Source organism: Frankia sp. R43 (assembly GCF_001306465.1).
GTDB classification, from domain to species: Bacteria; Actinomycetota; Actinomycetes; order Frankiales; family Frankiaceae; genus Parafrankia; species Parafrankia irregularis.
In genome coordinates this window covers 1030741-1056690 of the sequence record NZ_LFCW01000001.1, presented here as the reverse complement: position 1 = coordinate 1056690, position 25950 = coordinate 1030741, and the positions used below count along the sequence as shown (strand labels likewise).

Sequence of the window (25950 nt, the reverse complement as noted above, 5' to 3'; positions counted from 1 at the left end):
AACTGTCGGCTGCGGTCAGGCGGACCGCGTACCGGGCGGACCGGGTCGCATCGCGGCCTGGAAGACGCGATCCGTGTCAGGGGTGGGCCGCTCACCGATCTCGGCGAGGGCCACGACGAGCTGGCGGTAGGTGGCCGCGACCGCGTCCGGCTGGCCGAGGCGGGCCTGGGTGCGGGCGATCTGGACGTAGAGCCCTTCGTTGTAGGGGTCGAGGCGGCGCAGCGTTTCCAGCAGCTCCAGGCGCTGGGGGTTGTCCTCCCCGACATCGGCGGTGATGCTGGCGAGCGCGTCGGAGACCTGGCGGCGCAGGTTCTCGCGGTGGCTTTCGGCCCAGGTGCCGGAGATGTCGTCGGAGAGGTGGCCGGTGTAGGTGGCGGCCAGCGGGAGGATCGCGGCGAGCTCGCCGGCGGTGGTCGTCGCACGGCGACGTGCGTCGAGGGCCTCGTCGACCTGCCAGAGGTCGACGGTGATCAGGTCGCGGCGTAGCCGCCAGCGCCGATCGTCGTGGTCGAAGACGTCGTCGATCGTCCCGCCGGTGGCGGCGGCGAGGCCGCGGCGTAGCTGGCTGATGGCGGCGTAGAACCGGTTGTCCCGCTGGCGTGGGAGTTTGCCGTCGTCGGGCCAGACCGCGTCGATGATGGTGCGGCGGTGGGCGCCGTCGGGATGGGCGGCGAGGTAGGCCAGGATCTCCTGGCTCGGGCCGCCGATGCCATCTACGGGCTGGTAGTCGCCGTCGGGTGCTGCCCGGTACCGCAGTTGCAGCCGGCCGAACAGCGTGAGGAGCAGCGGCGTGACCGCCCTCGGCAGGCGTGGTGGGCTGCTGGCCGGCGCAGGCGGTACCGCGTCTGTGGGCTCAGCGGGGGCTGCCCCGCCGTCGGGTGGGAGCGGCGTGTCTGGGCCCGGCGGCTCGTCTGCGGTCGGTGACACGTCGGGCGTTGGCGGAGGCGGCGGTGCGGGTGTGACCGTGGCGCTACTGGGGGGCGGCGCGGAGGTGGGCGGTGGGGGCTGGGGCCCCTGGGTAGGGTTTACCCGCCGGTACTCCTCCTGGTTGGCGGCCGGGGCGTCGGCGTCGGCGAGCAGGTCGAGCAGCTGGCCGGTGTCGGCCTCGGGCAGGGTGAAAAGCCGGTGGCCGACCAGAGCGGTGGCGATGTCGGGGCTGGCTGCGCCGATCACCCCGTCGGGCCGGACCCGGGCGGTCGCCCCGGGCCGCCACTGCCCGTAGAGGATGCCGACGACGCCGAGGGGGGAGCCGTTGTCGAGGACGGCTTGGAGGCGGCGGTCCGAGGTCTGGTCGGGGGCGGCGAGGACAATCAGGGACGTGCGGCGGGGGTCCTCGCCGGTGGCGGCGCGTCGCGCTCGGGTGACGACGTCGGCTTCGAGCCGGTCCAGCAGGGTGGGCAGGTCGGCGACGATGTGCAGCCGCTGCGGCGGCGTGGCGGTGGTGTCCTCGCCCAGCAGCCGCCGTACGTCGGCGGCGGGGATGAGGACTTCGGCGGGGGCGGCGTCGGGCTGGTGGCGGTCGGCGAGGAGGGTGACGAGCAGGGCGCGGATCGCGGCGTCGGCGCCGGGTCCGATCAGTCCGAGGCCGCGGGTGGCGGCGAGGTCGAGCGCGAGGGGCTGTCCGTCGCCGGTGGTGCCGACGATCCGGGTGCCGGGTGGGGCGGCGTGGGCGGTGGCGGTGGCTGCGGCGTGGCGGCGGCCGGTGATGTGCGGGTCGCCGGGTGGGCGTACGACGACGAGTTCGCCGTCGGCGTCGCGTTCGGCGGTGGCGCTGTTGTAGGCGGCGGCGAGCTGGTGGATCACCGGTGCTTCGACCAGGTCGTCGCGGACACCGCTGCCGGGGACGTAGTGCCGGCGACGCCACAGCCGGACGGAGAACAGCGCGACGACCAGGAGCGCGACGGCACCCAGCCCGAGGTACCCACCGGAGGGGAACTGGACCCCCGGCGGCCGGGACGGGGCGGAGGGGTGCGAAGGCGGCGCCGCGGGTGTGGTCGGCGGCGCGCTGGTGGGGCTGGGGGTTACCGGGCTGGTGGGCGGGCTGAGGGGCGTCGGCGGTGCGGCGTGACCCGGCGCGGGTGTGCTGGCCGGTGGGGTTGGGGTGGTGGGTGGGCTGGCCGCCGGCGGGCTGACAGAGGACGGCGCGGTGGGCGTCGGCGCGGGGCCGGCGGGTGCCTGGCTGGTCGGAGGGGTGGATGGTGCGTGCCCGGCCGGGGACGGGACGGTGGCTGGTGGGGTGGGCAGGATGAGGACCCAGCCGGGGCGGATCAGGCCGGGCTGGGTCAGCGCACGCCCGTCGGCCTGGAGGACGCCGTGGTTGAGGGCCCAGATCTCCGGCCAGCGGGCGCCGTCGCCGAGACAGCGGTCCGCGATCCGCCACAGGCTGTCGTAGACACCGTTGGCCGGCAGCTGCACGACCGCGGTCCCCGCCGCCGCGGCCGGCAGCGCCGGATCGGTCACGCTGGTGGCGGCGACCGGGACGAACCGAGGGGCGGCGGGCGCGGTGGCGACGGCCGGCGCCGCGGCCGGCCCGCTGGTCGAGGTGAAGGGGCCGCGGGCCTGGAGGACGGTGAGCAGCACCGCGCCCAGCAGGAACGTGGCCAGCCCCCGCATCCCGCTGGCGGGCAGCGGCGGGTGGTGTGACGGCCAGCGGGCTTCGCGGACTACGTCGGGCACGGCGGCGACGACGGAGAGGGTGAACGCGGCCCACAGCGGCCACAGCAGGACCGCGAGGATGTCCAGCAGCAGAGTGTCGTCCATCGGGCCGGTCAGCCGCGCCTCGATCTCGTCCCAGGACGGCACATGGTGCGGCAGCGGCCAGCCGACGAAATGCGCGAGCCCCCACGGCAATCCGACGATCAGCACGATGAGCGCGGCGAGCGCGAGGACGGCGCGGACGAGGCGGCCGAGGGCCAGCCCGCCGGCGGCGATCCGGCGGCGGATCGGCCGGGGCGGGATCGGCCGGTGGGAGGCGGGTCGGCTCACGGGGCTGCTCCGGCGGCGGGTGGGGCGGGGTGGGCGCTGCCGGTGCCGGTGACGGTGAGCGTGTCCAGGCCGACGATGCCGAGCAGCTGGTTGGGGTGGGTCATGGTCACCGTGACGGTCACCGTGTTGTCGACGATGGTCACGGTGCCGGTGGCGCCGGCCTGGGCGAGGTAGGCGCGGGCGGCGCCGGCCGCCTCGTCGGGTAGCAGCCGGACCGTGCCGGTGGACCTGTAGGTCGTCAGGTCGAGCTGCTGGGCGCCGGCGCGGGCGGCTTCCTGCGCGATCCCCATTGCGGTGGTCTTGTCGGCGAGCGCGCCGCCGGCGTCCAGGATCAGCCCACCGAACATCACGAACGCGGCGGCCACGACGACAACGAAGGCGGTGACGGTCCCGTCGTCCCGCCCGTGGGTGGACCGGCCGGGGCTCACGATGCCTGTCCAGGCCGGTCGGCGAAGGTGTCTATGGGCGAGGTCGAGGAGGCGCGCAGGGTCGCGCTGCCTGGGGTGGCGAGCATCGCGAGGTCGTCGAGCCGAACCGTGCAGGCCACGGTCACCCGGACCAGAGTGCCCGGCGCCAGTCCAGCGGTGTCGGTGTCGACCGTCAGATCCTGGCAGGTGACCCCGGCCCCGGCCAGCGCGGTCTGCGCGGTGGCGCGGGCGTCAGCGACCGCCTCGGCGGGGGTGGCGGCGATCGAGGCGGCGCGGGCGGCCTGGTGCGCCACGTCGGCCATCCGCAGCTTCGCGTCCGAGATCCGGTAACACAGCACGAGGAACAGCAGCATGAGCAGCAGCACGGGCACAATCAGCACCAGCTCGGCGGTCGCGGACCCTCGGTCCGAGCCAGTCGCCGCAGGCGGGGAGATTGAAGGCGTCACGGTGTGGCCCGTCGCTGCTCAATGGGCCCAGCCGCGTCGGCATCGATCCCGAGCCGAAGCCCAGGGATCACGCTGGCGGCGGTGCCGTGGATGTGGACGGTCGCTGTGTCGCCGTCGCGGGTGACCGTGACCTGCGGACTGGTGAGGCTGGACCGGCCGAGCTGATCGAGAGTGTCCTGTGCCTGCTGCTCGCCGGCGGCGACGCTGCCGCCGTCGGCGCGGGCGGCGACCAGGGCACGGGTGGCGGTGGTTTGCGCGATGTGGCTGGCATGAGCCCAGACCGTGACCTGCGCGAGCAGCAGTACGATCGTGAGTACCAGCGGCAGCACGAAAATCATCTCGACGGTCAGCGCGCCGGCATCCGCCTGACGGCGCGGCACCTCCGCGGAAACGGATCGGCAGGACCGCCGGCCGCGCCCCGGACGGACACGGGTACGGCGTGGGCGCCACCTGGCACCACCCACCCTCGGTGGACGTCCAGCCCCAGGCCGGCCGGAGGCCGGACGGCGTCGCCGGTCATGGACCGGCCGGACAGGCGCTGTCATCGTCATTTCGTCTACTTGAAAACGACACTTCGGGCAGCTTCCAAGATTTCTGGTCCAAAGATTCCGATCACGGTGAGCGCGAGGGCTGCCAGGAAGGCAATCCAGATCACCTGCTCGGTGGTGTTCCCGGCATCGCGTCCATCGGGCGGCGCCTTGGTCCAGCGGTCGACGGCCTGCAACCACCAGGCGTAGAAACGGGCAAACACGAATTCCTCCGGCAGGCTATAGCGAATTCGATATTTGAGTCAGAGCTGGATAGAAGACAAAGACGATGAAGCCGATGGCGATCAGAACACCGGGGATACTCATCCGTTCGGTCGCGGCGTTCGCGTCCGCTTCGGCGTCCTGGGCCTGGCGGACCCGCAGCGCGGCGGCTTTGGCTTCCAGGCTTTGGCGGACCCGGGCACCTTCGGTGCCGGCGAGCGCGACCGCGTCCGCGAGTTCCGTCAGCTCCGAGATCTGAAGATCCGCGCCGAGCCGGCCCATCGCGACCCAGGGACTGACGCGGGTTTCGCGGGCGGTCCGCAGCGTTCGGCGGATCGCCACGAACGGCCAGCCGGTGCCGATGGTCGCCGCGTCGGTCAGCGCGGTCTCCACACCCGCGCCGCCGGCGAGCAGAACCTGGATCAGGGACAGGTAGGCCGACAGCGCGTGCCGGAACGCCCGACGCTGACGGGCGGCCTCAGCTTTCACGGTGAGGTCGGGCAGCAGGAATCCGCCGACCGCGAGGAACAGTGCGAGCGCGACCGGCACCGCCGGAGGAAACGGACGGCCCCCTGCGGCGAAGGCCAGCCCAACGACCGACGGAAAGAGGAGACCGGCAATGCCTGCGGCGGCTTTCTCCGCCAGGTGGGCCTCGACGGAGCGGCCGAGCGCCGTCAGGTCCTGGCGCAGCGCCACAGTGGGCAGGCCCGCCGCGCGCAGAACACCGACGAACGGCCGTCCCGCCCGCACGGCCCACCCATCCTGCTCGTCCGGCACGACCACCGCAGCGTCGGGCGTCGCAGTGGCGGGAGCAGCCGGGATGGGGTCGAGCCGGGCCAGCACCTCCTCCAACGACGGCCGCGGTGGGAACAGCCACACGGCCAGCGCCCACAGCCCGACCCCGACCCCGGCCGCCAGGAGCATCAACAGCACACTCATCACGGCACCCGCCCCACGCCCGCGGAGACCGGTTGCGAAATCGCGGCCTCGTCGCCGCGCAGGAACCGGCCCGGGTTCTCAATCTTCGACATGCGCTTCAACCACACGAACCCGGCAACGAAGATCGCCCCGACGGCCAGCAGGACCATCTGCCCGGTAGCTGAGCTGTACGGCTCCAGGAACGCACGGTTGAAGATCACAAGTCCGCCGGCGAACACCAGCGAGGTCACGACGACGACCCGCATCGTGGTGCGCATCCGGGCCCGACCGACCTCGATGCGGCCCAGCATGTCGACCTGGGCGCGGGCCGTGGCCGCGAGCTGGCCGAGCAGCCCGGACAGCTGCCGGGCCTGATGCTCGCTGGCCAGGATCAGCGCGCCGATCACGAGATCGGCCAGGGGGTCATCCAGGTCGTCCGCGAGTGCACGCAGCGCCGGACCGAGTCGCTCGCGGCGTTCGACCCGGGCAGCCAGGAGCGCGATCTCGTCGCGGATCGCCGCCGGGGCGGCGGGCGCGGTCGCCACGATCGCCTGCTCCAGGCCGGCCGCGGCGGCGAGGGTGTCACGCAGCTGCTCGGCCCACACCGCGATGCCCTGCGTCCGCGCGACCTGCCGTGCCTGGTCCCGGTCCGGGCCCAGCATCCGCGGCAGCCCATACACGGCCATAGCGATCAGCAGACCGCCGACGACCCAGCCCGTCACCGCGCCCGCGACGATCCCGCAGGCTGCCGCAGCGATGGCCCACCGGCCGAACCGCGGGTTCGTCCGCCACGGCCGGGGCAGCACCAGCCCGCGACGAGGACGGCCGGCGTCGTCGGGTGCCCCCCGCCAGCCATAGACGATCAGCAGCAGACCGGTGCCGACACCCAGGCCGAGCAGCCCGAACAGACCGGTCATCCCCACCACCCCTGCGACAGCAGGTCCGGGTCCAACCCGGCGTCGATCAGGTCGTCGAGCAGCTCACCGGTCGGCGGAGCAGCCGGCAGGCCGCGCCTGTCCGGGCCCGGCCGGTACAGCTCATTGGTGACGACCTGAGTGCCGTCGGCGTCCACGACCTCCCGCACCGACGACACCACCCGCCGGCCGCGTTCCCCCCGCGGCTCGGCCAGGTGGACCACGACGTGGATCGCCGAGGCGATCAGCAGGTTCGTCGCCTCGATCGGCAGCCGTTCCGGGCCCTGCACGGCGTAGCTGGCCAGCCGGGTGAAAACGCCGCGGCTGGTCGAGCTGTGCAAGGTCGTCATGGAGCCGTCGTTGCCCTGGCTCATGGCGTTGAGCATCGGGATGACCTCGGGTCCGCGGACCTCGCCGACGATCACCCGGTCCGGGGACATCCGCAGCGCGGCCCGGACAAGGTCGGAGGCGGAGATCGCGCCTTCGCCTTCGGTGTTGGGTTCGCGGACCTGCATCGCGACCACGTCCGGGTGGGCCCGCTCGTCGGCGTCCAACCCCAGCTCGAAGACGTCCTCGACCGTGACCAGCCGTTCGCTGGGCGGGATCTGGTCGGCGAGCGCGAGCAGCATCGTGGTCTTCCCGATCGCCGTCCCTCCGGCGACCACGATGTTCTTCCGCGCCCGGACCAGCGCGCCGAGCAGCGCCTCCAGCCCGTAGTCGATCGTCCCGTTGGCGCGCAGTCCGGCCAAGGTCACGTGGCGGAACCGGTGTCGGCGGATCGACACACTCGGCCGTGCCGTCACCGCCATGACCGCGAACACACGACTCTTGTCGGCCAGGTGAAAGTTGACCATGGGGGCGCCGCGGTCCCAGCGGCGTTCCTCCACCCCGGCGTGCGCGGCCAGGTCACGGATCAGCCCGACCAGCTGGGTGTCCGAGTCGGTGATCGCAGGCAGCCGCTGCCGGCTGCCGTCGGCCCGGCGGATGAACACCCGGTCCCCGTTGATGTTGATGTTCTCGATCGATGGGTCGGCCAGCAGTGGTTCGAGACCGCCGAGCCCGAGGACCTCGGCGAGGACCTCCGCGATGACGCGCTGCTCGTCTCCGGGCGTCAGGACCCCCGCACCGCGGGCCAGCTCGGCACCGGTGTGTGCTTCGGTCAGGTCCACGAGCACGGACCGGGCGAACGCCTCACGTGCGCTTGCGGTCAGCGGCGGGGAGCCGGCGTTCTCGTCTGTGCGCAGCCGGCGGGCGAGCGCGGCTCGCAGCCCGTCCCGGAGCCGGCCGCGTAGGGCGTCAGCCGCTGACCCGGTGGCACGGCCCGGAAGATCAGTCGGACTCCCACCGCCACCGCTCCAGGCCGCGAGCGGACCGGGCCAGCCCGCGCCGTTCCCCGACGCCGGACGACGTGGGTCGTCGGGCCAGGATGGGACCGTCATCGCCGCCCCGCCCGGGTGGGGGCCGGCGGCAACGCGACACGGCCATCAATCCCGCCGGGCGCCGCCTCCAGCGCCTGGCGTTCCACGTCGGCCGGCGCGGTGGCGGCGAGGTGGCCGGCGATGTCCGCCACGGTCCGGCCGAGCTTCGACCGGCCGATCCCGGTGCGGGTCTGGCGACGACCGGCGAGCACCTCCGCGGCCGTGGTGTCGTAGGGCACCGGGCCCAGCACACGCGACCCCAGCACTCGGCCGATCTCCCGCACCCGGTATTCCGGCGCCTGATGGGGCTGGGCGATGACCACGACATACCAGTCCGGTACGTCCCAGCCCTGCACTACGTGCATCCGCGCCGCCAGATGCGCAAGCTCGTCGTCCCGCGCCCGTCCCACGAGCAGAAGCACGTCCGCCGCCCGCAATGCCGGCAGTGTGGGTGAGCGCGGATCGAGCCGGCCGCAGTCCACGATCACCGTCCGGCCGCCCGTCCGCGCCGCGGACCACAGCAGCGACCAGCCTCCGCCGTCCAACTCGGCGAGCACCTGACTGGCCTGCTCGGCACCGGCGGGGGCCGGGATCACCTGAAGTCCACCAGGCAGCTCGTGCACGTGGTCGTCGACCGGGCGGGCCTGCCCGCCGCGGCGGCCGGCAGCGGCGAGCGTGACCAGCCCCCGCCCACCCGCCAGCAGGCCGAACCGGGCAGCGAGGTCGCCGCCCGCCGGGTCGGCCTCCACCACCAGCGGCTCTCCGCCGCCGGCGGGCCAGCGATCCGCCAGCGCCAGCGCCAACGTCGTTGCGCCCGGACTGCCTTTCAGTGAACCCACCGCGATGATCAAGGCCGGGTCACCCGCCCGTGCCGTTGATCGTCACGACGCCGATCTGCCCGGCCGGTGCCGCCGCCAGCGCGTGGGCATCGGCCTCGGTGAGCTGGAGCGAGACCACTGTCGTCTGATCGGTGTCCGTCGCCACCACGGCCACGACCGTCGCCGGCCACGAACGGGCAACATCGGCGGACCCGGTGGTCGATACGGCGCTGGTCGCGGGGGCGACGACCACGGTCACCCGTGAGCCGGCCGACAGGCCGGTGGGGAACTGGCCGGCCTTCAACGCCACCGCCGCGATCGCCTCTCCCCGTGGCGGGACCTGCGCGGCACCCACCGCAGCGCGGCTGAGCACCGTGCCCGCCGGAAGGCTGTAGGCCACCGGCCGGCCCAGCACGGTGTCCCTCGACCCCGCCGGGATCGTGTCGAGGCCATCGGCGGAGATCTGCGCCTCCCGCACATCGGCCGCTGCCAGGACATGCCCCACCGCGACGGGACGGGCCAGCACCAGCACCGGCTCCCGTGACCCCACCCGGGCGCCCGCGAGCAGACCCGCGGTGGCGCAGCCGATCACGAGCACCACCCCGAGCAGCAGATACGGCAGCCGGCGCCGCCGCCGTGGACCACCGGTTAGCCGCGCGGCCGGCGCCGCACCCGCATGCCGGGCGCCACGCTCCACGCCCGCGGTACGTGGCGCCGACGACGGGGCGGTCACCACGACACCTCCCTGCCGCGCCTCCCACAGCGTGGGTGCGCCCCAGCGGCTCGCTGGGCCGTATCGATCGTGGTCGTCATCAGCCACCGCCTGCCGTGAGCGAGGGAATGTCGATCACCCTGGCCGCTGTCGTTGACACGGTCGTCAGCCCCGGGAACGTCCCCGCCTGGCCGGCGCCGGCCCAGGTCACGTCCCAGCGCACCGTCGCCGTCACCGCGAACGTCCCGCCCGGCGTGTCCAGCGACCGGTGGCGGTAGGTGTAGCCGCAGTCCGGCGACCCGGTCTTCGGATCGGCCCCATCCGGGAACGGCGTGCCCGGACCCATGCACGTCACGGCTCCGCCGTCCCCGAGCGACCAGGTCACCTGCACGGGCTTGGCGACCGCGGTCACTGACACCCCGCCCGCCGCTGCGGTCGCCGCCACCTGGTTCCAGCCTGCCGCGTCCAGCCACAGCCACGTCGGCAACCCCACCAGCTGATCCACCACCGGGTTCATCACGATCTGCGGGCCGGCAAGCCGCAACTGGCTGCGCGCCTGCTCCGCCAACGCCTCCGGGTCCGGCGCTGGTACAGCTCCCGGACCGGCGTTCGGTATCCACACCGGCGGCCGGTACAGCGCATCCCGCACTCCGGCCGTCGAGCACCGGTAGACATACCAAGCACCCGGCTCCTGCCCCGGCTGGGACGCCACCGGACGCACCGACGGGGCCGACGAGCCGAGCACCGCGGGCCGCACTATCAGGCCGCCAGTTGCCGACGGCTGATAGGAGACAGGCCGTACCCCGCCAGTGGGCGGCTGGTAGTCGCTGCGGACATACGCGCAATCCGCGGTCGGCAATGCGGGTGGGTCCAAAGCCCTGTCACCCGGAGGGGCAGAACGCGCCTGCCCACCGCTCCCACCCGCTGGAGGAACGGCGGATGGGGGAACGCCGTCCGGCGCTGGGGCCGTAGTGCCGTCGTCCCCGGCGAGGAGGTCGCACCCGGGCTTAGGATTCTGGCTGCAATCCGTTCTGCCGTAGATTCCACCGGCGGCGGCCGGGGAGGCAAATAGGCAGATGGTTGCCACCGCGAGAACGGCGAAGGTGGCGGTTCTTCTCATTGGCACGTTCCGGCGCTGTCGATCCCATATTTGGTCACCCGCCATTTACCATCAGTGTGCAGCCGTACCTCGGCGACAATCCGATGCGACGCCCCCGGCGTGCTGTTCAGCAGAGACCCGTCGGTTCTGTACTGCAACCAGTTCCTGTCATCGCCGCAGTCCTCGATCATCACCGACTTCGGCTCCTTTTCCGAAGCCACCGACGTCACCCGCGGGTTGTTCACCGGTTCGCCTCTGGCGACCAGACCGTTGTAGTGGTCGGCATACAGGTTGCCGGTGATGACCTGCAAAGCGTCACCTGCGGCGTACTGCGACAGATACGGCGCCTGCCAGTCGGAGGTGTGGCTGGCCTGCGCGTACGCCTTCCACATCCCGAGGTACGCCGCCACCGCGTCCCGTCGCGCGACATCCGCCGGAGACGTCGGCGTAGGTGACACGGACGCGGGAGGTTGAGCGGAAGCGTTGGCGGCGCTGGGCGTCGGGGCGGGCTGCGAACCATCCCCCGAATCGCAGCCGGCGGCGAGCGTCAGCACCGCGGTGATCAGGACGCCCGCGCTCGCGAGGCGCAGCCGTGTACCGCTGCGCCGTTCAGACCGACGAGTCCCGTCCACAGTGCTCCACCTCGCAGGCCGTTCCACGCAGGGCGAGCACCCGCCTGGACGGGTGGCCCTCAGATGACCCTCACCGTCTAGGACTACTCCGGTGGACGCGATTTGTGGCGTTCTAACTTTTCGGTCTGATCGGCGTCCCAGCGCGAAATGACTCAGAAGAGCTAGGCCCGTTGGTCCGGATGGGCTAGCACAGCGGATCGCTGTGCTAGCCCATCCGGACCAGTGGGAGGCGCTTAGAGATTCTCGTCGAACCGCGGCCGAAGGCAGACAGCAACCCGCGCCAACGCGGGCACCGCTGAAACCCGCACCACACCCACAGGAGCCCTTCGGCAGCCGGCGAACACGCCAAGGCAGGTTGAGCCCGAGGGGCACGGCGCAGCGGACGCTGCTGGACCACTTGGGAGGAGGAGCGTCGAGGGCTACTGTTGGCGCATTCCGACTCGCTGTCCGCCACCAGCTTTGGTGCAGGACGAGAGAGGAGCCCAAGACCTCGTGACGACCAGGCCCAGCCTGCGGGTGGAGCAGGCGGAGATACGGGCGCGGATGCGCACGGCGGGCATGTCCCACGACGAGATCGCCGTCGAGTTCGCCCGCCGTTACCAGCTGCGCCCGCGCGCCGCCTACCGCGTCGCGCACGGCTGGACCCAGACGCAGGCCGCGAACCACATCAATGCCCACGCCGCCCGTACTGGTCTGGACCCCAAGGGCGCCGCCCCTATGACCGGCCCACGGTTGTCGGAGCTGGAGAACTGGCCGCTGCCGAACAACCGCCGCCGGCCCACCCCCCAGATCCTCGCGCTGCTCGCCGAGGTCTACGGCACCGGCATCCACAACCTGATCGATCTCGACGACCGCGAAAACCTCGCCCCTGCCGACAATCTCCTTATAAGCAAGACGCCGAGAACCATACGGGCCAGACTCGAAGAACTACCGAAACCCAGGGTTGCGAGCGAGGCCGAGACCGCCAAAAAAGGCGTCAGAACTTCCACTCCGGTGATGACTTCGCCATCCGCGGAAGCGACCGTTTCCCTTGGCGGTGGATTTGACCGACAGGCGGAAATGTTTGACGTCGGCGTTCGGCTGCGATATTTCGCGGGGCCCTCCACGCAAACCCCATTTCTCGATTATCTCGACGTTTTCATCGAGGACTGCGTCACCTCCTATGAGGCGCGGGGCCCAGCACTTCTGATGCCTCTTGTCGTACGCCAGCGGAAGGACGTGCAGACCCTCGTCGAGGGCTGGCAGACGCCCCGGGACCGTATCCGACTGCTGCGGGCCGCGGGGCGGCTGTCGGGGCTGGCCGGCTATATGGCGGTGAACCTCGGGGACTTCCTTCTCGCGCGCGCCTACTGCCTGGAGGCGTTCACCCTCGCAGTGGCCGTCGAGGACAGCGATCTGGCGGCCTGGGTACGGGGCACCGAAAGCCTGTGCGCCTACTACGCCGGTGACTACCGGCTGGCGTTGGAACGGGCGCGGGAGGGGCAGATCCACGCCGCGGGTGGGCCGCAGGCGATCCGGCTGGCGGTCAACGGTGAAGCCCGCGCTCTGGGCCAGCTCGGCGACCGCGACGGCGTGCGGGAAGCCGTCGGCCGTGCGTTCGACCTCGCCGAGGGCACCGAGCTACCCGAGGGCATGTCGCCGTGCATCTCCTTCGGCCCCTACAGCTTCGCGCGGATCGCGGCGAACGCCGCAACCGCCCACGTCGGCACCGGCGACACCGCCCTGGTGCAGAGCTACGCCCAGACCGCCAGCGGCATGCCGGGCGCCGACCGTTCCCGGTGGAGCGACGTCCTGATCACCCTTGATGTCGCCACCGCGCTGACGGCCGGCGCCGACCCCGACCCGGAATACAGCGCCGCGCTCGGCGTCGAGGCCCTCACCCGCGCCGGTGCCGCCCCGATCGAGTCGATCCGCCAACGGGGCCGGGAACTGGCCCGCCGCACCGCGCGCTGGCGGGCCCTGCCCGCCGTCGCTGAACTCGCCGAGGTGTCCCGAACACTGCCTCACAGCGCGTCACGGTGAGCGAGCACGATCCGGTCCATGACGACTGGGAACGCTTCCGGGTCCTACCCTCCATGATCGACCACTGGGACCGGCCCGGCTGGACCCCGGGCCGGAGCAGCTTCCACTGGTTCCTGACGTTCGACAGCGCCGCGCTACGTGATCTCGCCGCGACCTGCCAGCAGCAGCTGCACGACCTCGCCTGCCTCGACCCGGTACCCGCCGCCGGGTTGCACCTCACCGTGCGCCGGCTCGCGTTCACCGACGAGATCGACCCTGCCACCCTCGCCACGGTCACCCGTGGGGTCGCCGAACAGTGCCGTCACCAGCCGGCGTTCCGGCTGCGGGTCGGACCGCTGGCAGGATCGAGCGGTGCGGTCCGCTTCACCGTCACCCCCTGGGAACCCCTGATCAGACTGCGGGACTCCGTGGACGATGTGTCCTCTGCCTGCGGCCTGCCCGCCGTCGAGCGGCGTTTCCGTCCGCACGTCGGCATCGCCTACTGCAACCGCGACACGCCCGCGGAGCCGATCATCCACCGGGTCGCGGGGCTGCGTGACCTGCCCCCGGCCGAGGTCTCCGTGGCCGATCTACGGTTGGTGCGGCTGTACCGGGAAGGCTGGACCTATCAGTGGGACACCGTGGCTGCCGCCCCTCTGAGCGCCTGACATGTCTCGTCCGATCGCCTGGGTCGGACGGCGTGGTGCCGCAACGCGGATGCGGGCGTTGATTAACGTGGCGTCGGCCCCGCAGCTGCCAGTCGACCGAACGGGACTCGGACACGATCACATTCCGCCTGGCGGCGATGGCTCACCCTGGCATGATTCTTCCCCCTTCTGAACTCGTTCCGTCGAAATCACCCGTCGTCAGTGGGCCCGACTGCGGGCTGTCACGGCCATCGGGAGCGTCGGTCATCGGCGGTCCAACACATCAGCCGAGGGAGGGGACGCTGCGGCTTCCGCCGGACCGGTGTGGGTAGCTTCCTGGGGGCCGTGCCCCGGGCCACGCGGTGCGGGTGTTCCAACAGGGCCGGCAGGGGTCTCACCGGTCGGAACACCGAGAGCAGTGCGCAGGTGCGCAGCGTTGAGGTTGCTGGCGGTCAGGTGGGCGGCGAGGGCGATGTCCGGGTGTACGGGAACGCCGATGACGAACATGCCGGCGGTGCGGGCGGCAAGGACGCCGGGGGGTGAGTCTTCGATAGCGATGCTTCGCGCTGGCGTGGCGCCGAGTCGGGTGCAGGCGCGGAGGTAGATGTCGGGGTGGGGTTTGGGCTGGTCGGTGTCTTCGGCGCACAGGACGACGGGGAAGGCGTCGGTGAGCCCGGTGGTGGCGAGGTGCTGGTGTACGAGGGTGCGGGGGGCGCTGGAGGCGACGGCGAGGCGGTAGCCGCGGTCAGCGAGGGCGCGGACGAGGTGGATGGCGCCGGGCCGGGCGGGTGCGCCGGTAACGAGTTCGGCGAGGGCGAGGTCGAGGATGTCGCCGGCGAGGCGGGTGCTGTGGTGGGCGGGGAAGCCGAGGACGGTGGCGAGCAGGCGGCCGACGACGGGCATGGGTTGGCCGATGAGGGTGGCGTGATCGGTGGCGGTGAAGGTGCGGCCGTGGTGGTGGAACAGGGTGGTGTAGGCGCGGTTCCAGCAGATCTCGGTGTCGACGAGGGTTCCGTCGCAGTCGAACACGACGGCGTCGGGAGGTGCGGGCGGTCGTCGTTCCGGCGGGAGGTGGGTCATGCGCGGTACGGAGCCGGTGTGCGTAGCTGGCCGTGGGACGTGTCGAGCATGCGGGTCCAGGCGACCGGGACTGGTGAGGCCGGCGGTGTGGCGAGGAAGGCCGCGGCGGTGGCGGCGAGCTGGCTGACGGGCCGGTCGGCGTCGAGAATGAGGCGCCGGTCGTCGGGCAGCATGGCGAGGTAGCGCAGGCTGGCGTGGTCGTGGGCGGCGGTGAAGCGTGGGTCGACGAGGTGGGGTTGCACGGGGCCGCGGTGGCGTTGCCGGGCGAGGACGGTTTCGCGGGGCAGGCGCAGGTACAGGTAACGGTCGGGCGGCAGGGTTGTGCCCGCGTGCACAGCGTCGGTGAAGATACCGGCGGCGTAGTGCGGGTCGGCGGGGACACCGAGGTGGCCGATGGCCTGCTGGTAGGCGATGCAGGACAGGGGGCTGCGGTCGAACAGCACGAGGTCGGTGCGCAGGCGCCGAGTGAGGTCGGCGCGTTGTTGTTCCAGGCGGCACAGGTGGTCGAGGCCGGCGTGGACGTCGTCGAGGGTGCGGGGTGGGTAGGGCGGCAGCGGTGCGAGGTCGGCGTATTCGGGGATGGCGGTGGCGCCGAGCTGGCTGGTCAGCACGGTTGCCAGCGTCGTCTTGCCGGTGAAGCATCCGCCGTCGAGGGCGACCAGTTGCGGGCGGACGGGGGCTGGGGATGGCAGTGTCATGGGTGTCTCCGGGGCGGGGTGAGGGCCGGTGTACGGTGCGGACCGTAGCCAGAGGGGCCGACAATTGTGAGGACGGCCAGGGCGGTGACCGCGGAGACCGGGCGCAGCGAGGTGAGCCGCGGCGGCGGCCCGGGGCTGCCGCTGTCGGTGTCGCGGTTCTGGCCGATCGGGGCGCCGACCGGGGTGCGGTATCTGGCCGAGGGACTGATGAACCGCAACTGGCAGGTCACCACGTCGACAGGGGTGTTCTTCGTCAAGCAGTTCCTCGACATCGACCGGGCGCAGATCGGCCTTCAGCAGGAGGTCACCAGCCGGCTGGCGGCGAGCGGTCTGCCGGTCCCGGCGGCGATGGCGACCGTGGACGGTGCCCGGCTGGTGTGCACCGAGGAGGGCCGGTTCGCGGTCTATCCCTGGATCGCCGGGCGGCATCGGAGGGGTCTGGAGCTGACCGCGGGTCAGTGCGGTGAGCTGGGTGAGCTGCTCGGGCGCGTGCATCAGGCGCTGGGAGATCTCCTGCCGCCCGCGCGGGGTGTGGCCTGGAAGCTGATGGGGGACCCGGCATCGGCGCAGGAGCTGATCGAGACGCTGCTTGGGCGGCTCCCACCACCTCGGTCGCGGGACGCGTTCGACGAGCTGGCTGCGCGGGTGCTGGTGGAACGCCGCGCGATGCTTGTCGAGCTGGCCGACCGGCGTCCCTCGGACGGCCGGCCGAGAGCTGGTGGCCATGTCCACGGGGACTTCCACGCGTTGAACCTGCTCTACGACGACGCGGGGACGGTCGTGGCGATCCTGGACTGGGACCGGCTTACGGCCGGGCCGCTGGCCGCGGAGGTGGTCCGCGCGGCGACGTTGCTGTTCGGGTTCGGTGACGAGCGGGGCCTGGACTTGGACCGGGCGGGACGGTTCGTCGCCGGCTACCAGCAGGCGTTCCCCCTGCCGGTAGAGGATCTTGAAGGGGCGGTGTGGCGGTTGTGGTGGGAACGTCTGCACGACTTCTGGATGCCAGAGTGGCGGTATCTGCGCGGCGATGAGTCCTGTGACCATCTGTTTCCCGGTGCGGCGGCGCTGGTGGTCTGGTGGACCCAGCACTACGACCAGGTGCTGATAGCGCTGGCGTGCGGCTGAGAGGCAGGGCGCGATCACAGGATGATGCGAGGCTCGCCGACGGCGCGGGTGACGTCGTCGAGCACGGCTGGATATCGCCGCGCATCTCCTTCGGTGCCGACAGCCTCGCGCGGATCGCGGCGAACGCCGCGACCGCCCACGTCGGCATCGCCGCCGCCGCTCTCGTCCAGAGCTACGCGCAGACCCGCCAGCAGCATGCTGGGCTTCCCTGTAGAGCGACGTTTTGATCATCCTCGATGTGGCCACCGCGCTGATGGCCGGTACCAACCTCAACCCGGAATAGGCGTCGTGTTCGGCGTAGAGGCTCGAATTCGCGCCGTGCCATGCCGATCGAGTCGATCCGCCATCGTGGCCGGCTACTCGACCGCCGCACCGGGCCCTGGCTGGCCCTGCCCACAGCCGCGGAACTACCCCCGGCCCGGTGAGCTTTGGGGTAGTGAAGCCGACGAGGATGGCCGCGTCGCGCGACGTGGCTTCTAGGCGTCGGTAGATGTCCATCCGGAGACGGCGAAGTTCTGTCGCTTTCGGTACAGCTCGACACCTATCCGTGTGTAGGGGTAGGTGTTGTCGGGCAGGGCGTCGAGCGGGAACCAGCCGAGGCGGGCGCATTTGTGCGGCTCGGCGTTGATCGGCTCGCCCTCCCACGACTGCGCGTGGAAGAACAGTCCGAGCCGGCCCTCGCCGTGCTCGTTGCGGAAGTGCACGGTCGAGGCGAGCGACAGCGTCTGACGGTCCAGGTGAAGGCCGATCTCCTCGCGAGCCTCGCGGCAGATCGCGGCGGCGACGTCCTCACCGTCCTCCAGCTTGCCTGAGGGCAGGTTGAACCAGCCGTCAGCGAAGCCGGTACCGGATCGCTCAGCGAGCAGAACCGCGCCGTCTCGGATGAGCAGAAGCATGACGTCGATGACACTGGTGTACGCCATGGAGGGCAGTCTCCCAGGGACGTGGGTCAGCGGTTTGTCGGGTCGAGGCCAAGGGCGGTGAGTTGCTCGGCGATCCAGCCGACCCGTGCGCTGGTGGGCATGTTCGGTGGGATGTCGTAGATCCGCTGTCCGACGGTGGCGCAGATGCTGCGGACGACCCTGTCGGCGGCGGGTTGGATGTCGAGGACGCGCGACCGGTAGGGGTCGCCGATCTGGTGCTGGTCGAACTTGTCGGTGCAGTAGTACACCGCGTCGTAGAACGGCGCCCAGGCCCGGCAGAACGCTTCCATCGCGCGCAGGACAGGCGCGTGGGGTCCTTCGGGGCCGCCGGGTAGGACGAGCCAGGCGTAGGCGAGGACGTTCGCGATTGTCTTGTCCGCGATGACCATGGTGTGTTGGCGTGCGGTGCGCAGGAGGCTGGTCAGCTGGGCGGCGAACAGGTCGACCTCGGTCTCCAGGTCGAACTCGCCGCGGCCGTGGACGACGATCTCCTCGATGAACGGGCTGTTGCGCGCGGGCTCGGGGACGCAGGCGACGTGCACGCCGCGTTCCCGGTAGTAGGCGGCGAGGGCGTGGGTGAGGGTGGTCTTGCCCGAGGCGTGGGTGCCCTCGACGGCGACGACCAGGCAGTTGCGCAGCATCAGCGAGCTCCTTCCGCGGCGGACATCTGGTCGCTGCGGCCGGCCGGTACAGCGTGGCGAGACGAGGGCCGTGCCGATGGGTTCCTCACGTGGCCGCTGCCGTCTGGTCCCAGGCGGCGGCCTCGATGACCGTGTCGAGATCGAGCCGGTCCCATTGGTAGTGGCCGGAGCTGCGCGCCGCGAGGAGCGCGATCCCCAGCGCTCGGAGAATGACCTGCCGAAGGGTCTGCGGCGCGGTGGCGGAGGTCATGGGTGCCGCCAAGGCAGGGCCGGCGGTTGGGTCCGAGTCGGTGGGCAGGCCGTGGAGGTGGGCGGCGGCGCACACGTCGTGCAGCGCGGGCGGTGTGGGGCCGTATGCCGTGTCGCAGAGGCGGGCGAGACCGGGCTGCGTGGTCTGACCCGGCCAGGTGGCGGCGAGAGCGGTGATTCCCCGTGTGGGTGTGTCGGCGGTGGCGAGCCTCGCCAGAGTGTCGGCGAGCTGGTAGCCGGTGAGGATCGCCGCCTGGCGTCGCGCCTGTACCAGCAGGGCGTCGAGCCTGGCAGCAATGGTGGGGGTCTCCGCCGGTTGCTCGGCCGCGAGGGCGTGGAAGCCGAACCGCAGCGTCGTGTCGGTCACCGTCAGGGTGCGTCCCCGCGGCAGCCGCAGGTAGACCGCTGCGAGGGCGTCCGGCGCCGCGGCGCGGGTCGAGACGGTGAACGCGGCCAGCAACGGGGTGCGTTCGGCGAACGGCCGCCGTGCGGCGCCGAACGGTGTGTCGGCCCAGCCCAGGTTCGTCGCCTCACGCATGGCTGATACGCAGCGACGGAGGTTCGGCCGGCGGTTGCTGGGCGCGGGTGAGGGTGCGGATCGAGCGCCCCAGGTATTTGGCGTAGTGATTGCGTCGGAAGCGGTACCGCTTCCAGATCGCGGTGATCGGCTCGTCGAGCAGGTTGCCCAGCGGTTCGAGCAGGTCGGGGGCGTCGTAGACCGGCCAGGCACTTGCCAGCCCACGCGGGCTGACCACGATCATGTGGCCTTCGGTGTCCGGGGTCCAGGATGTCAGCCGCAGCGCCGGCCGCCAGTCGTGCGCTGTGCGGAGTTCGGCGAGCCGGTCGAACGTCGCTGTGGCTTCCTCCACGGAGATGAACTCGTTGTCGGCGAGGTCGAGCGCGTTACCCTTTTTCAACGGCATGATCAGCTTGAGTTTCCCGGCATTGAGCAGATCGGCGATCTGGTAGGTGTATGGCAGCGCGGCCACCGTCGAGCGGTAGACCACCGCCGACAGCGACAGCGGAAGCCCGGCGTCCTGGAATGCCCGTATTCCGGCCATCACCGCGTCGTAGTCTCCCCGGACACGGTTGGTCGTGGCCCGTGGGCCTTCGAGCCCGACGTTGACGAACGCGATCTTGCCGGACAGGCGTGCCGCGTGTTGAAGGCCGCGGGTCGCGTTGGTCGGCACGCCGATCACCGTCCCGGCGAACATGTCGACGATGTCGACGAAGTCCCGGCGCAGCAGCGGCTCGCCGCCGCTGAGGAAAACTCGGGGCACCCCGGCCAAATTGTCCCGCATCCGCTCCAAGGCGGCCAGCGTCGGGTCGGGCTCCTGCAACGTCTCGGAGCAGAACGAGCAGTCGAAATTGCACCGCTTCGTGACCTGAAGGATTACTGACAGTGGCCCAGCCGCCCCGGCTGCGACCGCCTCCAGATCCAGCGGAGCCCTCAGCCTGAAATGGTGCCCATCGGTGAAGACGACAGGCTCGGCAGTAGGCGCGCAGATCTCACCGGGGCCCGGCTGCACCTCAGTATCAACGGTTGGAGGAGGTGGAGAGGAGATGATCATCAGATCCTTCTCGTCGTAGGCGCCTCGACGACCGGGTCAGCTGGCCGCCGCTGTCGTGACGGCGAGCCGACCGCGTCGACGCTGAACGCCCTCAGCTTCCCAACCGGCGGCACGCCAGTCATTCCCCGCAATGCGAACATCCGCTTCGGGTCTGCGCGGTGCCACTGACCTGCGACAACAGTGTCGACGAGTGCGCTTTGTTCGGCTTGAGCCCCCCGATCTGTTCGGCGTATTCCGTCGAAACCAGACAGCGATCGTTTGCGGCACGCCCGGAGTCAGGGCGGCACCATCCGTGATCACGGCGGCGTCCGCGTGGAGCTGTGGCGGTCGGCCTGGCCGGCGCGCCGATCGTGGAGGAACCCGCTCTATCCGGGCATGCTCGATGTCTATGCGCTCGTACCATCTTTGAGAACTTCCCGTCGCCGCGGGCGAGGTTGCGGGTCCCTGCTCGTCCGCCGGCCGGCACGAGACGTTGTCGCGAGCCTCCTACCACCCGCCGGAATCGTTGAATGCCACTCTTCATTCAAGAAGTGTGGCAGCATTATCCTTCTAACAATTCGTCGGCGGGCCATGCTGGAAGGAAGGGTGCCGTGCCCGATTCTTCCTGGCTCGGGTGCGGCAGCTACGGGAGGCCGGCACGACGGCCGATGCTGATGGCCGAACTGCCCCTTTCATGGTCGCCACTGTGATCGGAGGCGTCGGGATGCTCGTCAGCCTGGAAGGTCTTCCCGGGGCGGGGAAGTCGACGCAGGGCCGTCTGCTGGAGGAGCGACTTCGTAGTGAAGGACTCGTGGTCGCCTTTCTCCCGGATCTCGCCACCCTCGACACCGGGGATGTCGGGACGACCCTGGTGGAGATCTTCTCGTCGTCGGATGATCCGTTCCTGCGTCACGGGGACGTGGTGACCGAGTGCCTGTTGGCGGCGGCGGTGCGCGCGGACATCGTGGCGACGCGGATCGAGCCGGCGCTCGATCACCACGATGTGGTGATCGAGGACCGTGGTGTGCACACCATGTTCTCGTACGGGCTTGCGTCCCTGATCCGGCAGCATGCGGTGGAGGTGGACGACGCTGTGTCCTGGCTGGATGGGTTGGGACGCCTTGCCGGGCGACGGGCGGACGTCGTGCTGTGGCTGTCGGCGCCGGTGGGTGAGACGATCGGGCGGGCGGAGGCCCGTGACGGGAGACAGTGGACCGGCGAGCAGCGCGCGTACCTGTCGTTCGTAGATCTTGCCTATCAGGAGCTGGCCGCACGCGACGCCGGCATGATGAGGGTGCCGACGGCCGGGCAGGCGCCGGAGGCCGTGCACACCGCCGTCTGGGAGGCGGTCGCCGCACAGCTGAAGCGGTCGGCGAAGGGGACTTCCACGCGGGCGTGAGCCCGTCCGCATGGCGGGCGGCCTTCGCCCGTAGGCTTCGTGTGCTGTGAAGCCGTCACTGTCTGAAGCGCCGACGATGACACCTTCCTCGACGCCTGTGCTGCTAGCGGATGACCTGCGTAGATGTCTCCTGGTCGACGGCCCGGAGCGCGTCGAGGGTCTGCACCGCCTCGGTGTTCGCCCGTTGGCGGGCGGCCGGAACAACCACGTCTTCGCCTGGCGGGACCCGCAGGGCGAAGAGGTGTGCGTGAAGGCGTACCGGGTCGATGATCGACAGCGGACGGAGCGGGAATGGCGCGCTCTCTCCTTGCTGGCGAGGCATGGTGTGCCGAACGTGCCGCGGCCGTTGTGGCGGGATCAGCATGAGGCCCAGCCCATCGTCGCGATGACCATGCTGCCAGGCACGTGCATCCCTGACCTGGCTGAGCCGGCGGCGCAAGAGGCCGCCCTGACGGGGCTGGCCGCGACGCTGCGACCGATCCACGACCTCCCGTGGGAGACCGGCTTCGCGAAGCTGCCCCGCGTCGACTCCGCGGTGCACTTCATGGCGAGGCTGACCGACGTGTGGCCCGGCCAACTCGACACGCAGCCGGACGACCCGCTGACGCGGGACCTGCGACAGCTGCTGGGGGTATGGCGGGACAGCGTAGACGCGGAGACACTCGCTCGTCCCGCGGCGCGGATCTTCTCGCGGGGTGACGGGAACCTCGTCAACTGGCTGTGGGATGGCGAGGTCACGCGCTGCGTCGACTTCGAGTTCTGCGGGTGGAGCGATCTGGCGTTCGATGCCGCCGATCTCGTCGAGCACATCAGCGCCCGTGAGGTCGACGACCGGGTCTGGTTGGACGTGGTCACGGCGCTCGGGATCGAGGGCGAGCTGGTGCCCAGGTTCCGCGCGGCGCAGCGGACGTGCGCGTTGCGGTGGCTGGCGGTGCTGTGGAAGCAGCGGGAACGGCGGGCCGGGGAGTTCTCCGCGCAGCTCGACCGTGTTCGGGCTCTGTTTCGCGACCAGTGAGGTGGTGGCGCGCTCAGCTGGGCGCGGTGCGGGAGGTGACGCCGAGTCGGTCGAGGCAGCGCGCGACGACGGCCGCCAGCTCGGTGTCCGTGGCCAGGACGATTTTCGGTTCCGGGATGGGGACCGCGTTCGCGCGAATCCGCTGGTAGAGGGCGACGGTGCGGTCGGCTGCGGGATGCGTGCCCTCGGCCTGGTCCTGGGTGAGACGTGCGTGCGCGACGGCCGGCGGGCAGACGCACTCGATGACGTGCAGGGGGCGTCCGAGGCGGTCGGCGAGGTGGGCGACCCGGCTGATCTGGCCGGCGCGGTGGCAGGTCGGGCCGTCGAGTACGACGGCGGGGGCGATTCCCTCGTCGATCAGGTGGGCGGCGGCCTGGTGGGCGACGTCGATGCACAGGTCGTCCTGGGCAGGGCTGTAGGTGAGATAGGGGTTGGTGAACAGGGCATGGCGGATGTGGTCCTTGCCGAGGACGGCGGCGGGCAGGTGCCGGCCGAGTTCGGTGGCGAGGGTGCTCTTCCCGGTGCCGGGGAGACCAGCCAGCTGCACAATCATCAAGGTCCTTCCTGTTGGTGCGACCTCAGCCGCCCGCTGTGGGTGCCCACCGACCGGCGGCGCGGCAGGGGTCCCACAGGTCGTCGAGGCCGCTGACATCTCCGCCGGCAAGCAGCCGGGTCGCGCGGGTGATCTGCGGGTTCGCTGAGGTGAGGCGCAGCGCGTCGGCACGCATGCGCAGGGACACGGCTCTGCCCGTGCGGGTCTTGCGTCGCGCCGTGAGGAGGACGACGGCGAGGTGATCGAGTGGGTCGAGGACGGGCAGGTCGACCTGCGGGTGGCCGGGAAGAGGCTGGGATCGGCGGCGGTCGAGCATGCTCGGCACCAGGTCCGGGGGAACGCCCGCGGGCTGGGGCAGGTCGGTGATGATGTCGACGGCCGTGCAGGGGGTGACAAGGTCGTCGTGCAGGCGGGTGTAGGTCGCTGACGCCGGGTCGTCAAGGACGACGTGGTGGGTGGCGGGGTCGTAGTGTCCGGGCTGGTAGCCGAGCAGGCGTAGGGCGCGGCGGAAGGCGTCGGCGTGATCCGGAGCGACGAGGACGTCGAGGTCGCTGAACTCGCGGGCGCCGCGTCCTCCGTACAGCTGGGACTCCAGGGCGATGCCTTTGACGGCTGCGAAGGCGATGCGCTGGCGGGCCGCGGCGTCGGTGAGGGCAGCGGCCTGCGCGCGGTGGACGGCGGTCTTGTGCCGGCTGGCGCGCAGGACGGAGGCCAGGAAACGGCGGAACGCCGAAGGAATCTCGTCTGCCAGGCCGGTGGTGGCGAGGGTATCGGCGAGCAGGCACAGCACCTTGTGCTCGATGGCGGTGGCGAGCAGGGTCCCCCAGTGCAGTGTCGGCTCGGTGAGCAGCGGTCGGATCGTGGCGTGGTGCTGCTCGACGGGTGCGGGCAGGCAGGCCGCTTCCAGGAGGAGGTGTTCCACCTGTGGCGTCGCCGGTGGAGATGCGGGGACAGGCGGGGTCGCTGGTCTCATCGGGTGGCTGCGTCGGCGTCGTGGAGGATGGCGGTGACCGCGTCGGCGATCACGATGGGGTCAGGGCGGGCTACCAGTGCGTAGCAGGGCACGGTCCGGGCGAGGGTGGCGATGACGGCGTTCCTGTTGCTCTCCGTCGTGTGGGCCGGGGGCGTCGGGGCGAGCCAGTGGTTGATGTGGGAGCTGGCGCCCGCGGTGGGGCGGTGCATGAACAGCTGGTTGCTTGTCAGGGTGGCGTGGACGGTCTCCGCAGGGATGCGCTCGTGACGGGCGTTTCCTGCGGTCGGGGCCAGCTGCGGCCAGATCATCACGTGGGGGCGGCAGGAGGCGGTGAGCGTGCTCGCGTGCAACAGGCGTGGGATGTCGGGGGGTTCGATGCTGAGCTTCGTGTGCAGGTCGGCCGGGTCCGTGTGTAGGCCAGTGGGGACGAGGCCGGTGAGGTCGGGGTAGGCGAGCAGGGTGCCGATGCCGACGCGGAGGTGGGCGGGCCAGGCGTAGCCGAGCAGTCCGTCGTTTCTGTCGGGGGTGAGCAGGAGCCGGTCGCTGGTGACGAACTCTCCGCCGAGCTGGCGCAGGACGGCGACGAGGGTGGTGGTCTTGCCGGCGCCGGGATGGCCGGCGATCAGGATGCCGTGGTCGCGGTGGACGAGTGCGGCGGTGTGGGTGTAAACCGCGCCGGCGGCGAGGAGCTGGGCGGTGATGAGTTGGCGGACGAGGCGGGCGGCGTAGTAGGTCGCCGCGTCGTCGGTGGCGCAGTGGACGGTGGTCGCGCGGAGGGTGGGGTCGTGGATGACGAGGGTGCGGTGCCGGTCGATCCAGAACACCTCGCGTCCGCCCTCGGTGATGTGGCGGGCGGTGAGCTCGCTGGGGCCGATCTCGCGGAGGTCGCCGGCGTCGGGCGGGGCGTCGAGGAGGCTGTGGCGGGGGTCGGTGATGGTGATGGTGATGTGCCACGCGGCGTGCGTGTCGGTGGTGGTCCGGTAGGCGTAGAGCGTGTCCTCGGCGGCGCGCGCCGCGGCGGTCACGGTCGTGGTGAGGGTGACCGAGGCGTCGGCGAGGCGGAAGCAGGTGACGTGGCGAGGCCGCGGGCCGCCGGCGGCGGGATTGCGGGTCATGCTGGTCCTCGGAGGTTCTCCGTGGCGAGGGCGGTCCGTACCAGCGCGGCCAGGGAGGTCATCGGCGCGTCCTGGTGCAGGTTTGGGAGGCGGGTGGCCAGCGGCCAGGACGCCAGCCAGGCGGGAACGGGTAGCGCGGTCGGCGGGCCGTACTCACGCTGTGAGTCGGCGGTGACGATGAGGGGGTGTTCGGTGTCGCCGTCGCGTACAACGACGAGGCCGGGAGCAGTGGCCCGCTGGTACTTCGCGTCGTCCTGGCGGGGGTAGGCGTCGTCGGGGTCGAGGTGGATGTCGGTGTAGATGTTGAACACGGCTGCCGGGCCGTCGAGGACGTAGGTGAGGTGCCAGGCCCCGAACGGCACGATGGCGAGGTCTCCGGCCCGGGTTGTCGCCTGGTGGGCGTAGCGGGAGCCGTCGGGCCGGTGCCCGGCTACCAGCATCAGGGTGGTGCCGCTCAGGGTCTGGAAGATTTCCAGCTGGGTGGGCGGGTTCCAGTGGCCGATGGACCGGTGGGGCTGCCCGTCGGGCAGTGTGCCGGGCTGGTAGACGACGAGGTCGGCCCGCCAGCCATGCCGGGCGGGTGCGACGTCCCGGTACGCCTCGTACAGCAGCGGATCGTCGCCGGCCTTCAGCGCCTTCTCAATCTGACGGCGGTCGGCGAAGGCGGTCTGGGGGCGGCTGGCATCGGCGTCGCCGTACAGGAGATGGGACAGGAATCGGCGGCTGGGCGGGCCGGGGGCGGCGCCGAGGAGAGACGCGATACCGGCGGGGAGATCGTCCTCGGTCGTGGTGGCGGTGGTTGCGAGGTGTGGTGCGGCAGGGGAGTCCATGCGTTGTCTCCTGTCCGAACGTCGGTCAGGGC

28 protein-coding genes are annotated in these 25950 nt (G+C 71.3%); 5 read left to right on the top strand and 23 right to left on the bottom strand.

All coding sequences use genetic code 11. The annotated features are described in order from the left end of the window. Nucleotides 1-15: 15 nt before the first annotated feature. The 12 genes from ACG83_RS03895 to ACG83_RS03840 all read right to left on the bottom strand — a co-directional run bounded on the left by ACG83_RS03895 (nt 16) and on the right by ACG83_RS03840 (nt 11041). Nucleotides 16-2985: a BTAD domain-containing putative transcriptional regulator gene (locus ACG83_RS03895; protein ID WP_054564744.1), complete on the bottom strand. Its 2970-nt coding sequence runs from the start codon at nt 2983-2985 to the stop codon at nt 16-18. Next, nucleotides 2982-3413 (bottom strand): pilus assembly protein TadG-related protein, encoded by a 432-nt coding sequence (locus tag ACG83_RS03890; protein ID WP_054564743.1) that lies wholly within the window; start codon nt 3411-3413, stop codon nt 2982-2984. The genes ACG83_RS03895 and ACG83_RS03890 overlap by 4 nt, the downstream gene beginning before the upstream one ends. After that, on the bottom strand, nt 3410-3793 hold the full coding sequence (locus ACG83_RS03885) for a pilus assembly protein TadE (protein ID WP_235497597.1): 384 nt from the start codon (nt 3791-3793) through the stop codon (nt 3410-3412). The genes ACG83_RS03890 and ACG83_RS03885 overlap by 4 nt, the downstream gene beginning before the upstream one ends. 62 nt (nt 3794-3855) lie before the next feature. Beyond that, nucleotides 3856-4239 carry a TadE family protein gene (locus ACG83_RS03880; protein ID WP_152991248.1) on the bottom strand — a complete coding sequence of 128 codons (384 nt, stop codon included), beginning with the start codon at nt 4237-4239 and terminating at the stop codon, nt 3856-3858. Nucleotides 4240-4415: 176 nt separating this feature from the next. Then, nucleotides 4416-4610 carry a hypothetical protein gene (locus ACG83_RS03875; protein WP_018639370.1) on the bottom strand — a complete coding sequence of 65 codons (195 nt, stop codon included), beginning with the start codon at nt 4608-4610 and terminating at the stop codon, nt 4416-4418. 16 nt (nt 4611-4626) lie between these two features. Beyond that, nucleotides 4627-5547, bottom strand: coding sequence for a type II secretion system F family protein (locus ACG83_RS03870; RefSeq protein ID WP_054564742.1), 921 nt, complete (start codon nt 5545-5547; stop codon nt 4627-4629). Next, nucleotides 5547-6443 carry a type II secretion system F family protein gene (locus tag ACG83_RS03865; protein WP_054564741.1) on the bottom strand — a complete coding sequence of 299 codons (897 nt, stop codon included), beginning with the start codon at nt 6441-6443 and terminating at the stop codon, nt 5547-5549. The genes ACG83_RS03870 and ACG83_RS03865 overlap by 1 nt, the downstream gene beginning before the upstream one ends. After that, entirely contained in the window at nt 6440-7879 is a 1440-nt protein-coding gene (locus ACG83_RS03860; protein WP_054564740.1) for a CpaF family protein, read from the bottom strand. The genes ACG83_RS03865 and ACG83_RS03860 overlap by 4 nt, the downstream gene beginning before the upstream one ends. Further along, on the bottom strand, nt 7876-8697 hold the full coding sequence (locus ACG83_RS03855) for a hypothetical protein (protein WP_235497596.1): 822 nt from the start codon (nt 8695-8697) through the stop codon (nt 7876-7878). The genes ACG83_RS03860 and ACG83_RS03855 overlap by 4 nt, the downstream gene beginning before the upstream one ends. A 19-nt stretch (nt 8698-8716) precedes the next feature. After that, complete coding sequence (locus ACG83_RS03850; protein ID WP_235497593.1) at nt 8717-9409, bottom strand: SAF domain-containing protein; 693 nt, start codon at nt 9407-9409, stop codon at nt 8717-8719. Between the two features lie 79 nt (nt 9410-9488). Further along, a complete protein-coding gene (locus ACG83_RS46455; RefSeq protein ID WP_235497591.1) occupies nt 9489-10100 on the bottom strand; it encodes a hypothetical protein in 612 nt (203 codons plus the stop codon). Between the two features lie 404 nt (nt 10101-10504). Then, on the bottom strand, nt 10505-11041 hold the full coding sequence (locus ACG83_RS03840; RefSeq protein WP_235497590.1) for a hypothetical protein: 537 nt from the start codon (nt 11039-11041) through the stop codon (nt 10505-10507). A gap of 570 nt (nt 11042-11611) precedes the next feature. On the opposite strand from ACG83_RS03840, the gene ACG83_RS46450 reads away from it, so the two are divergent. Together ACG83_RS46450 and ACG83_RS03830 are read left to right on the top strand one after the other, a co-directional pair. Further along, nucleotides 11612-13141, top strand: a complete 1530-nt coding sequence (locus ACG83_RS46450; RefSeq protein ID WP_054564735.1) for a hypothetical protein — start codon at nt 11612-11614, stop codon at nt 13139-13141. Beyond that, on the top strand, nt 13138-13788 hold the full coding sequence (locus ACG83_RS03830; protein ID WP_054564734.1) for a 2'-5' RNA ligase family protein: 651 nt from the start codon (nt 13138-13140) through the stop codon (nt 13786-13788). The genes ACG83_RS46450 and ACG83_RS03830 overlap by 4 nt, the downstream gene beginning before the upstream one ends. 243 nt (nt 13789-14031) lie before the next feature. On the opposite strand, the gene ACG83_RS03825 is transcribed toward ACG83_RS03830, so the two are convergent. Together ACG83_RS03825 and ACG83_RS03820 are read right to left on the bottom strand one after the other, a co-directional pair. Next, a complete protein-coding gene (locus ACG83_RS03825; protein ID WP_235497589.1) occupies nt 14032-14847 on the bottom strand; it encodes an HAD family phosphatase in 816 nt (271 codons plus the stop codon). Beyond that, the gene (locus ACG83_RS03820; RefSeq protein ID WP_054564732.1) at nt 14844-15545 is read right to left on the bottom strand and encodes an AAA family ATPase; all 702 of its coding nucleotides are present in this window, start codon (nt 15543-15545) and stop codon (nt 14844-14846) included. Before ACG83_RS03820 ends, ACG83_RS03825 begins: the two co-directional genes overlap by 4 nt. Nucleotides 15546-15629: 84 nt before the next feature. Here ACG83_RS03820 and ACG83_RS03815 point away from each other — a divergent pair, with 84 nt between their 5' ends. Further along, a complete protein-coding gene (locus tag ACG83_RS03815) occupies nt 15630-16670 on the top strand; it encodes a phosphotransferase enzyme family protein (protein ID WP_054564731.1) in 1041 nt (346 codons plus the stop codon). A 14-nt stretch (nt 16671-16684) separates the two neighbouring features. On the opposite strand, the gene ACG83_RS03810 is transcribed toward ACG83_RS03815, so the two are convergent. The 5 genes from ACG83_RS03810 to ACG83_RS03790 form a co-directional block, all read right to left on the bottom strand. Next, the gene (locus ACG83_RS03810) at nt 16685-16867 is read right to left on the bottom strand and encodes a hypothetical protein (RefSeq protein WP_054564730.1); all 183 of its coding nucleotides are present in this window, start codon (nt 16865-16867) and stop codon (nt 16685-16687) included. 279 nt (nt 16868-17146) lie between these two features. Next, complete coding sequence (locus ACG83_RS03805) at nt 17147-17593, bottom strand: NUDIX domain-containing protein (RefSeq protein WP_054564729.1); 447 nt, start codon at nt 17591-17593, stop codon at nt 17147-17149. 26 nt (nt 17594-17619) lie between these two features. Continuing rightward, nucleotides 17620-18234 carry an AAA family ATPase gene (locus ACG83_RS03800; protein ID WP_054564728.1) on the bottom strand — a complete coding sequence of 205 codons (615 nt, stop codon included), beginning with the start codon at nt 18232-18234 and terminating at the stop codon, nt 17620-17622. An 85-nt stretch (nt 18235-18319) separates the two neighbouring features. Then, nucleotides 18320-19021: a hypothetical protein gene (locus ACG83_RS03795; protein WP_054564727.1), complete on the bottom strand. Its 702-nt coding sequence runs from the start codon at nt 19019-19021 to the stop codon at nt 18320-18322. Continuing rightward, nucleotides 19014-20012, bottom strand: a complete 999-nt coding sequence (locus tag ACG83_RS03790) for a radical SAM protein (protein WP_235497587.1) — start codon at nt 20010-20012, stop codon at nt 19014-19016. The genes ACG83_RS03795 and ACG83_RS03790 overlap by 8 nt, the downstream gene beginning before the upstream one ends. Nucleotides 20013-20727: 715 nt before the next feature. On the opposite strand from ACG83_RS03790, the gene ACG83_RS03785 reads away from it, so the two are divergent. Both ACG83_RS03785 and ACG83_RS03780 read left to right on the top strand, forming a co-directional pair. Further along, a complete protein-coding gene (locus ACG83_RS03785) occupies nt 20728-21432 on the top strand; it encodes a dTMP kinase (protein WP_235497585.1) in 705 nt (234 codons plus the stop codon). Between the two features lie 76 nt (nt 21433-21508). Next, complete coding sequence (locus ACG83_RS03780; protein WP_054564725.1) at nt 21509-22447, top strand: aminoglycoside phosphotransferase family protein; 939 nt, start codon at nt 21509-21511, stop codon at nt 22445-22447. Between the two features lie 13 nt (nt 22448-22460). Here ACG83_RS03780 and ACG83_RS03775 read toward each other — a convergent pair whose 3' ends face one another. From ACG83_RS03775 to ACG83_RS03760, 4 genes are read right to left on the bottom strand one after another with little or no spacing between them, the layout of a single operon-like run. Then, nucleotides 22461-23000 carry an AAA family ATPase gene (locus tag ACG83_RS03775; RefSeq protein WP_054564724.1) on the bottom strand — a complete coding sequence of 180 codons (540 nt, stop codon included), beginning with the start codon at nt 22998-23000 and terminating at the stop codon, nt 22461-22463. Between the two features lie 25 nt (nt 23001-23025). Then, nucleotides 23026-23922 carry a nucleotidyltransferase family protein gene (locus tag ACG83_RS03770; RefSeq protein ID WP_235497583.1) on the bottom strand — a complete coding sequence of 299 codons (897 nt, stop codon included), beginning with the start codon at nt 23920-23922 and terminating at the stop codon, nt 23026-23028. Between the two features lie 47 nt (nt 23923-23969). After that, nucleotides 23970-25088, bottom strand: a complete 1119-nt coding sequence (locus tag ACG83_RS03765) for a hypothetical protein (RefSeq protein WP_054564722.1) — start codon at nt 25086-25088, stop codon at nt 23970-23972. Then, a complete protein-coding gene (locus tag ACG83_RS03760; protein WP_054564721.1) occupies nt 25085-25918 on the bottom strand; it encodes a hypothetical protein in 834 nt (277 codons plus the stop codon). The genes ACG83_RS03765 and ACG83_RS03760 overlap by 4 nt, the downstream gene beginning before the upstream one ends. Nucleotides 25919-25950 lie beyond the last annotated feature (32 nt).